This is a genomic window from Klebsiella sp. BIGb0149, assembly GCF_004362605.1.
GTDB lineage: Bacteria > Pseudomonadota > Gammaproteobacteria > Enterobacterales > Enterobacteriaceae > Klebsiella > Klebsiella terrigena.
The window spans coordinates 61441-75275 of record NZ_SNYG01000008.1; the positions used below are offsets into that span (position 1 = coordinate 61441).

Consider the following 13835-nt stretch of genomic DNA (forward strand, 5'->3'; position numbering starts at 1 on the left):
GTGCGGGCTGCAGGAGCGCGGGCCCGCAGCCCCGTCTCCCCGCCAGGCGGCGCGGCGCCTGTGGGGATTTTCCGGGGTAACGCTGACTTAGGCCTTATCCGCCTGGGATTCGGCCCACATCTTACGCGCGGCCCTGCGCTCTTCGCTGGTATCAAGCCGGTCCTGCAGATAGTGCTCAATCTGCTCGAGGCTGCGGTTGCGGGTTTCCGGCACGCATTTAATGACGAACAGCGCGCCAAACACGCCGATCCCGGCGAAGATAAAGAAGGTTCCGGAGAGGCCAATCCACGACAGCAGTATCGGGAAGAAGAGCGAAATCAGGAAGTTGGCGATCCACATTGAGAACACCGCCCCGCCCATAAAGATCCCGCGCAGGCGGGTGGGGAAAATCTCCGACAGCAGCAGCCAGGTCACCGGCGACAGCGCCCCCTGCTGGAAGCTGAGGAACAGCAGCATGCCCACCAGCACCATATAGGCCCGCAGCGCGTCCGGCTGGCCGTTGACGGTTTCCGGCAGCAAATAGCTCACCGCGCCGATAAACACCAGGCAGGCGGTACAGCCAAACTGGCCGATCATGGTCATCGTCCGGCGGCCAATTTTACCCAGCATCCAGATGCCGACAAAGGTCATCAATACCGACACCACCCCGTTGGCAATGGTGGCAAACAGCGCGGCGTTATCGCTCATCCCTACCGACGTCAGCACCGTTGGCGCGTAGTACATAATGGTGTTTACGCCGGTAAGCTGCTGAATAACGGCAATACCGATGCCAATCATAAACAGCTTAAACAACCACGGAGTCATAATTTCGCGGAACCGCGGCTTGCCGAGATTGCGCTGCTCGTCGAGGGTTTCGCTGATCTCCATCAGCTCCCATTCGACGTCCTCTTTGCGGCGGGTGCGCTCCAGAACCCGGCGCGCTTCCGCCAGGCGCCCTTTCATCGCGTACCAGCGCGGCGAATCCGGCATAAACATCATGCCAAACCACAGCAGCACGGCGGGCAGCGTGGCGACCGCCAGCATCCAGCGCCAGGTACTCTCCCCGCCCCACACGGCGTGGAACCCGGCGTTCGAGATATAGGCCAGCAGCTGGCCCGAGACAATCATCAGCTCCTGCAGCGTCACCAGCTGTCCGCGTTTATTCGCCGGCGCCATTTCGGCGATATAGACCGGCACGGTCGCCGCCGCGCCGCCTACCGCCACGCCGAGCACCAGGCGAAAGAAAATCATCCAGCTCACGTCGGGCGCCAGCGCGGTACCGATGGCGCCAATGGCGAAGATAACCGCCAGCCAGAGGATGATTTTCTTTCTACCCGCCGCGCTGGCCATATAGCCGGAAAGCAGCGCGCCGAACGCGGCACCGAACAGCAGCGAGCTGGTCACCAGGCCGGTGGTGAACGGGGTGAGATGCAGCTCATTGCCCATAAACAGCAATGCGCCGGAGATAACGCCGGTATCGTAGCCGAACAGCAAACCGCCGAGCGTTGCTATCAGCGCAACGACCTTCACAAACGGCGTGGTCGGGGCGTCGCTATTGGGCCCCGAGGCCCTGTTGAGGGTGAGATATTGTTCCTTTGACATAAAAGACTCCAGTAACCTGCCTTGTAGGGGGAGATCCGCTCTGGTCTGAATGCAGAGGCGATGGCCTCACTGACGTGTTTATTTGATTAGCGCACAGCGCCGGGAAAAAGCAGGCCACGCTGCTGCATGGCCTGAAGTGAAGCAACGATTAAATTCCTGCCGTTTCGCGAATATATTTCCGCGCCTTCAGCGCATATTCGAAGGGGTTGGCCAGCGCCGGATCCTGCTCGGCTTCCACCACCATCCAGCCCTTGTAGCCAAAATCATCCAGCAGCTTAAATACCGGACGGAAATCAATTGTGCCGTCGCCGGGCACGGTAAAGGTGCCCTTCTTCACGCCGTCGAGGAAGGAAAGCCCCTCGCGGCGCACCTGCTCAATCACCGCCGGGCGCACGTCCTTCAGGTGCACGTGGTTGATACGCGGCAGATATTTTTTGAGGATCGCCAGCATCGGCTCTTCGCCGCCTTCGGAGTACCAGGCGTGGCCGGTGTCGTACAGCAGGAAGACGCCGTCATCCACCAGCGACATAAACTTATCGATCTCTGCCGTCGTCTGAACGCCGGTTCCCATGTGGTGGTGCAGGCAAACCTGCATCCCTTTTTCCGCGGCCAGGCGCCCCAGGGTGTTGTAGCCCTCGGCAACCCGCTGCCACTCCTCTTCGCTAAAGCACGGCTTGGCGTCGGCCAAAATCGGCTTGTCCAGCCCCTGGATGCTGCCGCTCTGCTCGGAGCAGCCGATCACCTTCGCCCCCATCGCATGGAGGAAATTCATATGGTTAACGAATTCATCAATGGTTTTTTCGCGCTGCCCGTCGGCAAAAAAGGTGCTAAACCAGGCGTTGCAGATCTGGATACCGCGGATCGCCAGCATCGGCTGCAGCACCGCCGGATCGCGGGGGTATTTACTGCCGACTTCGCTGCCGCTAAAGCCCGCCAGCGCCATTTCGCTGACGATCTGCTGGAAGGTATTTTCGCCGCCCAGCTCCGGCATGTCGTCGTTAGTCCAGCCGATCGGGGCGATAGCGAGTTTGATATTATCTTTGTTCATTAGGTTGCTCCTGCCGCCGCGTCTTAACGACGCAGCAATTCACGTTCGATGAGTTCACGGGTTTCCACTGCCTGGTACTTCATCTTCTCCGGGTAGCCGAACAGGGAGGCGGCCACAATCGGCTCGCCGCCGACTTTGAACGTCCGTTCGGCAAATTTCATCTCGCGCAGCGTGCGGAACAGCGCGTTGAAATCTACGTCCCCTTCGCCGACGCCCACGTGCTGGTGCACGGCGGCATCAACGCCCGGAGGGTTAACGATGTAACGGCAGTGCCTGGTATGGTTGCGGGTATCGGCGATCAGCACGTGGGAGAGATCGTCGCCGGCGTAGCGCAGCATCTTCTCCACGTCGCCTTTCCCTTTGTCATAAAAGAAGGTGTGCGGCACGCTGTACACGTACTTCACGTTGTCGCTGCGGAACGACTTCACGATATCGACGGTTTCGTTGTTCTCTTCGCAGAAGTCCCACGGATGGGCCTGGATCTCGACGCGAATACCTTCGCGCTCAAAGATCGGCAGCAGCTCCTCCATCGAGCGATAGAACATCTCTTCGCAGATCTCCGGCTGGTTGGGATCGCCCGAGAACTCGGTGTTGATCACCTGGACGCCCATCTCCACCGCGACTTCGATCAGCCGCTTCCAGTTTTTCACCGCCGCCTGGCGACGCGCTTCATCCGGACCCGACCAGCGATAGACGCAGATAAATGAAGAGAGCTCAACGCCGGTGTCGCGCAGCGCCTGCCTGTACTCGGCAATCACTTCGCGACCGGCGCGCGGGTGCTTATAGAACGGGTTAATCTGCGGGTGCGGCGACTGCTCAATATAGCGGTAGCCCCACTCCGCTACCTGATGCACCATCCCGCTAATCCCGAGGTCTTTAATCACATCCACATCAAAGGCAATTTTCATCGTCGAGTCCTGTTTGCATAGGTTGCGCAGACGCGGCCGCGCTTAGCGCTGATAGAAAGCCGGGCACTCCGGCAGCGCGACCGCGACCGGCCCGGTGCTTTCCTGCGCCTGCAGGCAGGCGTCGGCGGCGACGGAGGCGGCATAGCCATCCCACGCCGACGGGCCCTGCAGCCTGCCGGCCTGCACGTCGTTGATAAAGGCCTGCAGCTCGACGTCGTAGGCTTTGATAAAGCGGTCTTTCCAGTCGGTGAGGATCGGGGTTGAGAGGTTCGCCGCCTTGCGCATCTGCACCGCCGAGGGTTCCGGCAGGCGCGCAATCCCGGTTTCGCCCACCACTTCGCACTGAATGTCATAGCCGTACTGGCAGTTGACGAAAACCTCGACGTCGATCAGGGCGCCTTTTTTGGTTTCAAACGAGACGATCTGCGGATCTCTCAGCCGGGCGTGGGTGTGGGAAGTGGCGCGCGGGAAGCGAACCTGCACCGAGCGATAGTCATCGTTCAGCAGCCAGCGCAGCACGTCCAGCTCGTGGATCAGGGTGTTGGTGATCGCCATATCGGTGGTGTAGTTCTCGCCGACGCTCTGGTTGCGGTGCGCGCACTTCAGCATCAGCGGCGCGCCAATGTCGCCGTCATCAATTACTTTTTTCAGCGCCAGGTAGCCTTCATCGTACGGACGCATAAAGCCGACCTGTACCAGCCTGCGGCCGGCTTTTATTTCGGCATCGACAATGCGGCGGCAGCCTTCGGCGCTCATCGCCAGCGGCTTTTCGCAGAATACCGGCTTGCCGGCGGCAATCGCCGCGAGGGTGTACTCTTCGTGGGTCGGGTCCCATGAGGTCACCAGGATAGCGTCAACGTCGCTGGCGTTAATCACGTCGTGGCCGTCGGCGTAGACTTCAGCGTGAACGCCGGGCAGCGCAACCGCCGCCCGCGCGTTGTCGGCATTGATGTCCGAAACGGCCACCACCGTGGCCCCCTGTAATACCTGCGTGCAGCGACGGATATGCTCTTTACCAATGGCGCCTGCGCCGATAACGCCTAATCTGAGTGACATAATAGTGTTCTCCCGCGGTTCTGTAGGGTTCAGGGTAAGTGTTCTGTTTTAGTAATCCCGCGCCTCGGCGCGTTTTTCATTAATCTGCTCTGCGACTTTGCGGATCCGCTCGGACAGCGCCGTCTGGGCCACGCCGACGTTCCACCAGCTGCCGTACTTATGCACCATGGTTTTCGGCAGCACTTTAATATCAATCAGCGTGCTGACCGTTTCACGACGCGCGGCGTCCAGCGCCTGGCGCAGCTCATCAAGGGTGGTGACGCGCCAGGTTTTGCAGCCGTAGCCCGCGGCGATGGTCGCGAAATCGACCGGCACCAGGCCGCCCTGCAGCCGCCCGCTCTCCGCCGAGCGGTAGCGGAACTCGGTGCCGAAGCTGTCCATACCGTGCTCGATCTGCAGGTTGTTAATACAGCCGTTGGCCATGTTATCGAGCAGCACGATGTTGATCTTGGCGCGCTCCTGTAAAGAGGTGACCAGCTCGGAGTGCAGCATCATGAATGAGCCGTCGCCCACCAGCGAATAGACCTCGCTTTGGGGCTGCGCCAGCTTCACGCCCAGCGCGGCATTCACCTCGTAGCCCATGCAGGAGTAGCCGTACTCAACGTGATAGGTGTTGGTCGCCCGGTTGCGCCAGACGCGCTGCAGATCGCCGGGCAGGCTGCCCGCCGCCGCCACGATCACCGCGTCGGAGGCCAGGGTTTCGTTCAGCACGCCCAGCACGCTGCACTGCGTTAAGGTTGAATCCGTGATCTGGCGGAATTCGCGGTACACCGCATCGCGATCCAGGCGGTCGTCAATTTCCGGGACGAAGGACTCCTCCTGCCATACCGCCTGATAGACGCGCTGGGTCTCTTTCAGCTGGCGGCTCTGAACGCTGTCGATCTGCGCTCCCCATTCCGCCTGCCAGGACTCGCCCGCCAGCGCGTCGTCCAGCGCGGTGAGCGCTTCGCGGGCATCGGCCAGCAGCGGGATCCCGTCCAGCTTCCAGGCGTCAAAATTGCTGACGTTGACGTTGAGGAAGCGCACGCCGGGATGCTGGAAAAGCCATTTTGAGGCGGTGGTGAAATCGCTGAAGCGGGTGCCGACACCGATCACTAAGTCGGCCTCTTTCGCCAGCAGGTTGGCCGCCAGGCAGCCGGTTTCGCCCACCCCGCCAACGTTCAGCGGATGGGAGGAGACCACCGAGCCTTTCCCGGCCTGCGTTTCCGCAAAGGGGATGCCGTAGCGTTCGGCAAAGCGGGACAGCGCCTCGCCGGCACCGGCGTACTTCACCCCGCCGCCGCAGATAATCAGCGGCTTGCGGCTGGCCTTAATCGCCGCCAGCGCGTCCGCCAGCTGCGCGGCGCTGGCCGGGCGACGGTCGAGCCGATGCACGCGTCGGGCAAAGAAAGAGAGCGGATAATCCCAGGCTTCGCCCTGAACGTCCTGCGGCAGACAGAGGGTCACGGCGCCGGTCTCTGCCGGGTCGGTCAGAACGCGCATCGCGTTAATACAGGCGCTCATCAGCTGCTCCGGGCGCGTAATACGGTCCCAGTATTTGCTCACCGCGCGAAACGCGTCGTTGGTGCTGATGCTCAGGTCATAGCTCTGTTCAACCTGCTGCAGGACGGGGTCGGGCTGACGGGTCGCAAAGACGTCGCCGGGCAGCAGCAGCAGAGGAATACGGTTGGCGGTCGCGGTGGCCGCGGCGGTAATCATGTTGGCGGCGCCCGGCCCCACGGAGGAGGTGCAGGCGATGATCTGCCGGCGCAGAGACTGTCTGGCAAAGCCGGTCGCCGCGTGCGCCATCCCCTGCTCGTTACGCCCCTGGAATACCCGCATTTCGCCGCTGTCCTGCTCCAGCGCCTGGCCCAGCCCCAGCACGTTGCCGTGGCCGAAGATGGCAAAAATACCTTTGACGAATTTATGCTCTTCGCCATCGACTTCCAGATACTGGTTATCAAGGAACTTCACCAGCGCCTGCGCCATTGTCAGTCTCAGTTTGCCCATGTTGCACAATCCTTATTGTTCAGTATTTGTGTGTGGGTTAGCGCTTTTGCCCCTGCGGCGATACCGGAAGAGGTAGAGGGAAATCGTTAACGGCCACTGGAATACTGTTGGATTATAGGCAAACATTTTTTTCATTAAACATAAATACAGAAAAAACATTTCATTTTGCGAGAAGGATCAAACTCTCGGCGCATTTCACTCGTTTCATCGACATCGGCGCGCAACCCGCCTCCCATTCCACGTCGCGCCACAGGCCAATATCCTTTTAAAAATCAGGTATAAAGATGCTTATTACTCACCCTTTTTCATGCAAGAGCAGCCGGCACCGGCAAACCTTTGTATAATGGTGCCCGGCGCCGCAGAGTGGTAGATCCCTCACACTTTTGGTTTTTTAATTTCGATCCAATTTGCAAATGAAATATTTATTTCTCAAACTAAGGGGAATCGTTCACTCTCAGGCTGTTTGTGGAGACCTCGTCGATATCGACCCTTCCGTACAGCAGACATGCAAAAGGAAACCCTAGCTATGAATGCAGCAGTAAAGCGGCTCGACGTCATCTGTATTGGCCGGGTGGCTGTCGACCTCTATGCCCAGCAGATTGGCGCAAGGCTGGAAGATGTCGCCAGTTTCTCTAAATATCTGGGCGGCTCCTCGGGCAACGTGGCCTTTGGCACCGCCATTCAGGGATTAAAATCGGCAATGCTTGCCCGCGTGGGTGATGAGCACAATGGCCGCTTTTTACGGGAAACGCTAAGCCGTGCCGGGGTCGATACCGAATACCTGATAACCGACCAGCAGCGCCTTACCGCGCTGGTGATGCTGGGGATTAAAGATCAGGAAACCTTCCCGCTCATTTTTTACCGCGACAACTGCGCCGATATGGCGCTGACGCCGGAAGATATTAAGGAAGAGTACATCGCCTCCTCCCGGGCGCTGGCGATCACCGGTACGCACCTTTCGCATGCCAACACCCGCGCAGCGGTGCTGAAAGCGCTGGAGTACGCCCGCCGCCACGGCCTGCGGACGGCGCTGGATATCGACTATCGCCCGGTTCTTTGGGGATTAACCTCGCCCGGCGACGGTGAAACGCGTTTCATTGCTTCCGGTTCCGTCACCCGTCAGCTGCAGGAAGTGCTACATCTGTTCGATTTAGTGGTCGGTACAGAAGAAGAGTTTCATATTGCCGGCGGCAGCACCGATACGCTGACGGCGCTGAAAAACGTCCGCCACGCCACTAAAGCCACCCTGGTGTGCAAGCGCGGCCCGATGGGCTGCGTGGTGCTGGAAGGCGAGATCCCCGACGGTTGGGACAGCGTGCCGCTGCAGCAGGGCGTGCGGGTGGAGGTGCTCAACGTACTGGGCGCCGGCGATGCCTTTATGTCCGGCCTGCTGCGCGGCTGGCTGAACGACGAGGGCTGGGAGCAGGCCTGCCGCTACGCTAACGCCTGCGGGGCGCTGGTGGTCTCTCGCCACGGCTGCGCGCCGGCGATGCCGACGAAAGTGGAGCTGGATGACTATCTGCTGCGCGCGGAATCGGTCCCGCGCCCGGACCTCGACGCGCGCCTGAACCATCTCCATCGGGTGACCAGCCGCCGCCAGCAGTGGCCTGAGCTGTGCATCTTCGCCTTTGACCACCGCAAGCAGCTGGCGGAACTGGTGCAGGAAACCGGTCGCGATACGGCCTGCATCCCGCAGCTCAAGCTGCTGCTGCTGGCCGCAGCCGAAGCGGCGGCGCAGGAGGCCGGGCTCGATCGGCGCAGCGGTATCCTCGCCGATGGCACCTACGGCCAGCGCGCGCTGAACGCCATTACCGGCAAAGGCTGGTGGATCGGGCGGCCAATCGAGCTGCCGGGCTCTCGCCCGCTGCGTCTTGAGCACGGTAATATCGGCTCTCAGCTGATCGACTGGCCGCTGGAACAGGTGGTTAAGTGCCTGGTCTTCTATCATCCGGCCGACCCGGCGGCGCTGCGCGCCGAGCAGGATGCGCTGCTGCTGGAGGTCTGGCAGGCCTGCAATAAGTCCGGGCACGAGCTGCTGCTGGAAGTGATCCTGCCGGAAAGCGGTCCGGATAAGGACGAGCGCCACTATTACGCCATGCTGGAACATTTTTACCGGCTCGGTATCCAGCCCGACTGGTGGAAACTGCCGCCGCTCTCCAGCGCGAACTGGGAGAAGATCGCCGCGCTGATCGAACGCGAAGATAGCCTGTGCCGCGGGATCCTGATCCTTGGCCTCGACGCGCCGCCCGATCGCCTGCGCGCCGGATTCGCCGAGGCCGCGAACCACCCTATCATCAAAGGCTTTGCCGTCGGGCGTACCATCTTTGGTCAGCCTTCACGCCGCTGGATGCAGGGCGAGCTTAGCGATGAGGCGCTGATCGATGAGGTGAAACGCAACTACCTGGCGCTTATCGGCTACTGGCGCGAAGCCCGCGGCTAATCCTGTTCAGCCCGCACCTTCCCCCTCCGGTGCGGGCTTTTTCGCTTTCTTCGTGAAATGAATCGCGTATTTCATCGCAAAAAATGAAAAATTCGCTTCATTTGGTACACTGGAAGTTATATTTCTTTCATTTCATCAGAGCGCAATTTATGGCCAATAATCCAACCCAACTTACCATCCTGCAGGATGAGATCAGGCGTCGCTACGAGACGTTAAGCAAACGCTTAAAACAGGTGGCGCGCTATATTCTGGATAACAGCAATAGCGTGGCTTTCGATACCGTAGCCTCTATTGCCCAGCAGGCCGACGTTCCGCCATCCACCCTGATTCGTTTCGCCAACGCTTTTGGCTTCAGCGGCTTTAACGAAATGAAGCAGATGTTCAGACAGCATCTGATGGAAGAGACCGCCAACTATACCGAGCGCGCGCGCCTGTTCCGCCAGACCACCAGCGATGAGAGCTCGCCGCCGGAAACGCCGACCGAAATTCTCAATATGTTTACCATGGTCAACACCCAGGCGCTGCAGCAGCTTGCCATGCAGACCTCGGGCGACGATCTTGAGCGCGCGGTAGCCCTGCTGGCGGAAGCGGAGAATATCTACGTTATCGGCCTGCGCCGCTCGTTTAGCGTCGCCTCCTATCTGACCTACGCCCTGCGCCACCTTGACCGCAAGGCCTTCCTGATCGACGGACTCGGCGGCATGTTTACCGAACAGCTGAGCCTGGTCGGCCCGAAAGACGTGGTGGTGGCGGTCAGCTTCTCGCCTTACGCCCGCGAGGTGGTTGAGCTGGTTGAGCTCGGCGCTCAGCGCAAGGCGCGGCAGATTGCCATCACCGACAGCCAGGTTAGCCCGCTCGCGGCCTTCAGCGACGTCTGCTTCGTGGTGCGCGAGGCCCAGGTTGACGGGTTCCGCTCGCAGGTGGCTTCGCTCTGCCTCGCCCAGACGCTGGCGGTTTCGCTGGCCCTCAACAGCAGTAAAGATCCGCAGGCCCAGCAGCAGGCCTGAGGCACCGCCTCCCCGGAGGCGGCGCGCTCGCCCGTCCGGGCGACCACGACCAAACGTTCTCTCTTCTCCCCGGATGGCGGCGTCGGCGCCTTATCCGGGCTGGCGCCGCACGCCTTATCATCCCGTCCAGTCGGGCGACATTGTGCAAATTCGCCCCGCCCGCCCCTACGGCCCGTTGTCGGCCCGGGTCGCGCGACCGGGAACGCTCAGGCAACAAAAAAGGCCGGTTAGCAAATCTAACCGGCCCTGCGTCGCGTTCACGGCATATCAGTCGTGGCGAGGATAGTCGGGGCTATTGATCCACGCGTGATCCTCTTCCCAGCTAAACAGCCACCGGCGATCCGGCCCGGCCATCACGTTCAAATAGTAGCTGTCATAGCCGGCAATCGCCGCCACCGGATGATAGCCGCGCGGCACCATCACCACGTCGTGGTTGTAGGGCGCCATGCAGGCATCCAGGCTGCGGTCATCGGTATAGACGCGCTGGAAGGCAAAGCCCTGCGGCGGGTCGAAGCGGTGATAGTAGGTCTCCTCCAGCTGGGTCTCGCGGCCCGGCAGCGCGGTATCGTGCTTGTGCGACGGCCACGAGCTGGTGGCCCCCTCATCGGTGTAGACCTCGACCACCAGCAGGCAGTCAGCCTGCGCGCTGTCCGGCAGAATATTGTGCACCCGGCGCTGGTTGCGCCCTTTGCCGCGATGCTCAACGCCAACGTCCTGCGGGCGAATCACCCGCGCCGGGAAGCTCCCCTTACCCGGCGCGCTGCAGACCGCCAGCTCGAGATCGGAATCGGCGGTAACCTCGACTTTATCCTGCGGCGGCACGTAGACCGACCACGGCGGCGTGCGCTCAAACGGCGACATCCGCTGCCCGAGGTCCGGGAAGTCGGCCTTCGTCGTTTTGACCGAAGCCAGCCCGGCAACCAGCACCAGGCACAGCTCGCGTTCGCCGCTTTCCAGCGTCACGCTCTGCCCCTTTTTCAGCATCCAGACGTCAAATCCGATATAGCGCCAGCCGGCGCTTTGCGGCGTAATGTGCTGGATCTGCCCCTCTTTTTGCGATTTAGCCAGTAACGACATGGCGCTCTCCTTCGCCGATTAGCCTAACGTCGGCATGCTGAATTCAGATACGGTTTGCTGCCCTTCCGGCCAGCGGACGGTGGCGGTTTTCATGCGCGTGTAGAAACGCACGCCGTCCGGCCCGTGGACGTTCAGGGCGCCGAAGACCGAGCGCTTCCAGCCGCCAAAGCTGTGGAACGCCATCGGTACCGGCACCGGCACGTTGACCCCGACCATCCCGGCCTGCACGTCATGGACGAATTCACGCGCGGTATGACCGCTGCTGGTGAAGACAGCGCTACCGTTGCCAAACTCGTGGCTGTTCACCAGCTCCAGCGCACTGTGATAGTCGGCGACGCGCACAATCCCCAGCACCGGCCCGAAAATCTCTTCCCGCCAGATGGTCATCTCCGGCGTCACGTTATCAAACAGCGTCCCGCCAACATAGTAACCCTCATCGTAACCCGGCACCCGCGGCTTACGGCCGTCGACGACCAGCGTCGCGCCTTCGCTGACGCCCTTATCAATATAGCCCAGCACTTTTTTCTGATGGCTGTCGGAAACCACCGGGCCCATTTCGTTCTCTTCTTTGCCGCGCATGCAGCCAGGGCCGACCTTCAGCGCCTGCACCAGCGGCTGGAGGCGGGCAATCAGCTTGTCCGCGGTTTCATCGCCGACGGCAACCACCACCGGCAGCGCCATGCAGCGTTCTCCCGCCGACCCAAACGCGCCGCCCATAATCGCGTTCACCGTGGCATCGAGGTCCGCATCCGGCATGACGATCGCATGGTTTTTCGCCGCGCCGAAGGCCTGCACGCGCTTCCCGTGAGCGCTGGCGGTTTTGTAGATATACTCCGCCACGCCGGAGGAGCCGACAAAGCTGACCGCCGCAATGCGCGGGTCGGTGTAGAGCTGCTCAGCATCTTCGTTGCTGCAGTGGATCACGTTAAAGACGCCATCCGGCAGGCCCGCCTCTTTGAGCAGCTCCGCAAGACGTACCGCCGCGGTAGGCGCCAGCGCAGGCGGCTTGAGGATGAAGCTGTTGCCGCAGGCCAGCGCCAGCGGGAACATCCACATCGGCACCATTGCCGGGAAGTTAAACGGCGTAATCCCCGCCACCACGCCCAGCGGCTGCATCAGGGAATAGCTGTCGACGCCGGTACCGACGTCGGATGAATACTCGCCTTTAATCAGGTGCGGGATCCCGCAGGCAAACTCAACCACTTCCAGGCCGCGGGTCAGCTCGCCCAGCGCATCCGACCACACCTTACCGTGCTCGCTCACGATGATCCCCGCCAGCTCTTCGGCATGTTGTTCCAGCAGCATTTTAAAGTTGAACAGCACCCTGGCACGGCGCAGGGGCGTGGTGCGCGACCAGCCTTCAAACGCGTCGCGCGCGACCTGAATGGCGTCAGAGACCTCCTGGGCGGTGGAGAGCGTGACTTCGCGCACCACTTTGCCCGTCGCCGGGTCAAACACCGGCATCGTTTCATTGCTGCTGCTGGTAACGGTCTGCCCGCCAATAAAGTTTCCTGTGATCGTCATGTTCTCGCCTCATGGTGTGGAAGGCCAACGCTGCGGCCCATCTCCGATTTTGCTGTGCTATAACCGTAGTAAAATGAAATTTATATTTCAACACAGATATAAAATGAAATTCCAATTTGGTGATAATGGTCGCAATTTTCAGCAATAACGCTTCTGTTCCTGCAGGAAAGCGCGATCGCACGGAAACAGACGCTGCGGCACTTCGACCCGGCGCGTATCGTCCCTTTTGCGCACGCTATTTTGCGAGGCGGCTCAAACAATCACCATTTCACGTATTGCCAATTTTGGAATAAACGTTTTGACTAGAGGGTAATCGAACGAAGCCACTTCATCCTGTTCCCGGAGAGTAAAATGACCATTGCCCAGCACCGCTTCTGCATTAATCGCAAGATCGCCCCTTCTCTGAATATCGAGTCCTTCTTTCGCCTGGTGAACAGCCTCGGGCTGAACAAGGTCGAGCTGCGCAACGATCTCCCCGGCGCAAAGGTGACGGACGACCTCAGCGCCCGCCAGGTGCGCGAACTGGCCGAGCGCTATCATATTGAGATTCTGACCATCAATGCGGTTTATCCCTTCAACTGCCGTACGCCGGAGGTACGCAGCCTGACCGAATCCCTGCTGAAGGAGGCGCAGGCCGTTGGCGCGAAGTCGCTGGTGCTCTGCCCGCTCAACGACGGCCGCGCGGTCTCCACCGACGAGACGCTGAGCGCGCTTCGCGAGCTGGCGCCGCTGTTCTCTTTTTACGGCATCAACGGGCTGGTTGAGCCGCTGGGCTTTCCGCAAAGCTCGCTGCGCTCGGCGGCGCAGGCGCAAACGCTTATTCACGATGCCCGCGTGCCGTTTAAGCTGCTGATCGATACCTTCCACCACCATCTCTACCCGCAGGCGGATGAGGAGTTTAGCCAGCTGGAGATCGACGCTATCGGCCTGGTCCATCTCTCCGGCGTCGAGGATACCCGCCCGCGCGAGGAGCTCACCGACGATGAGCGCATTATGCTGACGCCGCGCGACAGGCTGCAGACCTGCGAGCAGGTCAAAAACCTCGAGGCGCGCGGCTATCGGGGCGTTTACGCCTTCGAGCCGTTTGCCCCGGAGCTGGCAAACTGGCGTGAAGAGGATATCCGTCGTGAGGTTGAGCAGAGCATCGCGCTGATCCAGCAGCACTGCGCCTGAAGAAAATAAACGCCGACTCCGCCCTAAAGTGG

The 13835-nt window shown here is 60.8% G+C and carries 10 protein-coding genes; 3 read left to right on the forward strand and 7 right to left on the reverse strand.

Annotated elements, in window-relative coordinates:
- Window positions 1–87: 87 nt before the first annotated feature.
- The 5 genes from EDF75_RS23230 to iolD all read right to left on the reverse strand — a co-directional run bounded on the left by EDF75_RS23230 (window position 88) and on the right by iolD (window position 6582).
- Window positions 88–1581 carry a sugar porter family MFS transporter gene (locus EDF75_RS23230; RefSeq protein WP_133601037.1) on the reverse strand — a complete coding sequence of 498 codons (1494 nt, stop codon included), beginning with the start codon at window positions 1579–1581 and terminating at the stop codon, window positions 88–90.
- 148 nt (window positions 1582–1729) lie between these two features.
- Window positions 1730–2629 (reverse strand): myo-inosose-2 dehydratase, encoded by a 900-nt coding sequence (iolE, locus tag EDF75_RS23235; protein ID WP_045853276.1) that lies wholly within the window; start codon window positions 2627–2629, stop codon window positions 1730–1732.
- A 23-nt stretch (window positions 2630–2652) separates the two neighbouring features.
- Complete coding sequence (locus tag EDF75_RS23240; RefSeq protein ID WP_045853277.1) at window positions 2653–3537, reverse strand: sugar phosphate isomerase/epimerase family protein; 885 nt, start codon at window positions 3535–3537, stop codon at window positions 2653–2655.
- Between the two features lie 42 nt (window positions 3538–3579).
- On the reverse strand, window positions 3580–4593 hold the full coding sequence (iolG, locus tag EDF75_RS23245) for a bifunctional inositol 2-dehydrogenase/D-chiro-inositol 1-dehydrogenase (RefSeq protein ID WP_133601038.1): 1014 nt from the start codon (window positions 4591–4593) through the stop codon (window positions 3580–3582).
- Between the two features lie 48 nt (window positions 4594–4641).
- Window positions 4642–6582, reverse strand: coding sequence for a 3D-(3,5/4)-trihydroxycyclohexane-1,2-dione acylhydrolase (decyclizing) (iolD, locus tag EDF75_RS23250; protein ID WP_133601039.1), 1941 nt, complete (start codon window positions 6580–6582; stop codon window positions 4642–4644).
- 526 nt (window positions 6583–7108) lie between these two features.
- Here iolD and EDF75_RS23255 point away from each other — a divergent pair.
- Both EDF75_RS23255 and EDF75_RS23260 read left to right on the forward strand, forming a co-directional pair.
- Window positions 7109–9022, forward strand: a complete 1914-nt coding sequence (locus tag EDF75_RS23255; RefSeq protein WP_133601040.1) for a bifunctional 5-dehydro-2-deoxygluconokinase/5-dehydro-2-deoxyphosphogluconate aldolase — start codon at window positions 7109–7111, stop codon at window positions 9020–9022.
- 149 nt (window positions 9023–9171) lie between these two features.
- Complete coding sequence (locus EDF75_RS23260) at window positions 9172–10029, forward strand: MurR/RpiR family transcriptional regulator (RefSeq protein ID WP_045853281.1); 858 nt, start codon at window positions 9172–9174, stop codon at window positions 10027–10029.
- Window positions 10030–10296: 267 nt separating this feature from the next.
- Here EDF75_RS23260 and iolB read toward each other — a convergent pair whose 3' ends face one another.
- Together iolB and EDF75_RS23270 are read right to left on the reverse strand one after the other, a co-directional pair.
- Entirely contained in the window at window positions 10297–11106 is an 810-nt protein-coding gene (gene iolB, locus EDF75_RS23265) for a 5-deoxy-glucuronate isomerase (protein ID WP_076946980.1), read from the reverse strand.
- An 18-nt stretch (window positions 11107–11124) separates the two neighbouring features.
- Complete coding sequence (locus tag EDF75_RS23270; protein ID WP_123709837.1) at window positions 11125–12630, reverse strand: CoA-acylating methylmalonate-semialdehyde dehydrogenase; 1506 nt, start codon at window positions 12628–12630, stop codon at window positions 11125–11127.
- A 351-nt stretch (window positions 12631–12981) separates the two neighbouring features.
- Between EDF75_RS23270 and EDF75_RS23275 the strand changes: the two genes are divergently transcribed.
- Window positions 12982–13803, forward strand: coding sequence for a TIM barrel protein (locus tag EDF75_RS23275; RefSeq protein WP_133601041.1), 822 nt, complete (start codon window positions 12982–12984; stop codon window positions 13801–13803).
- Window positions 13804–13835 lie beyond the last annotated feature (32 nt).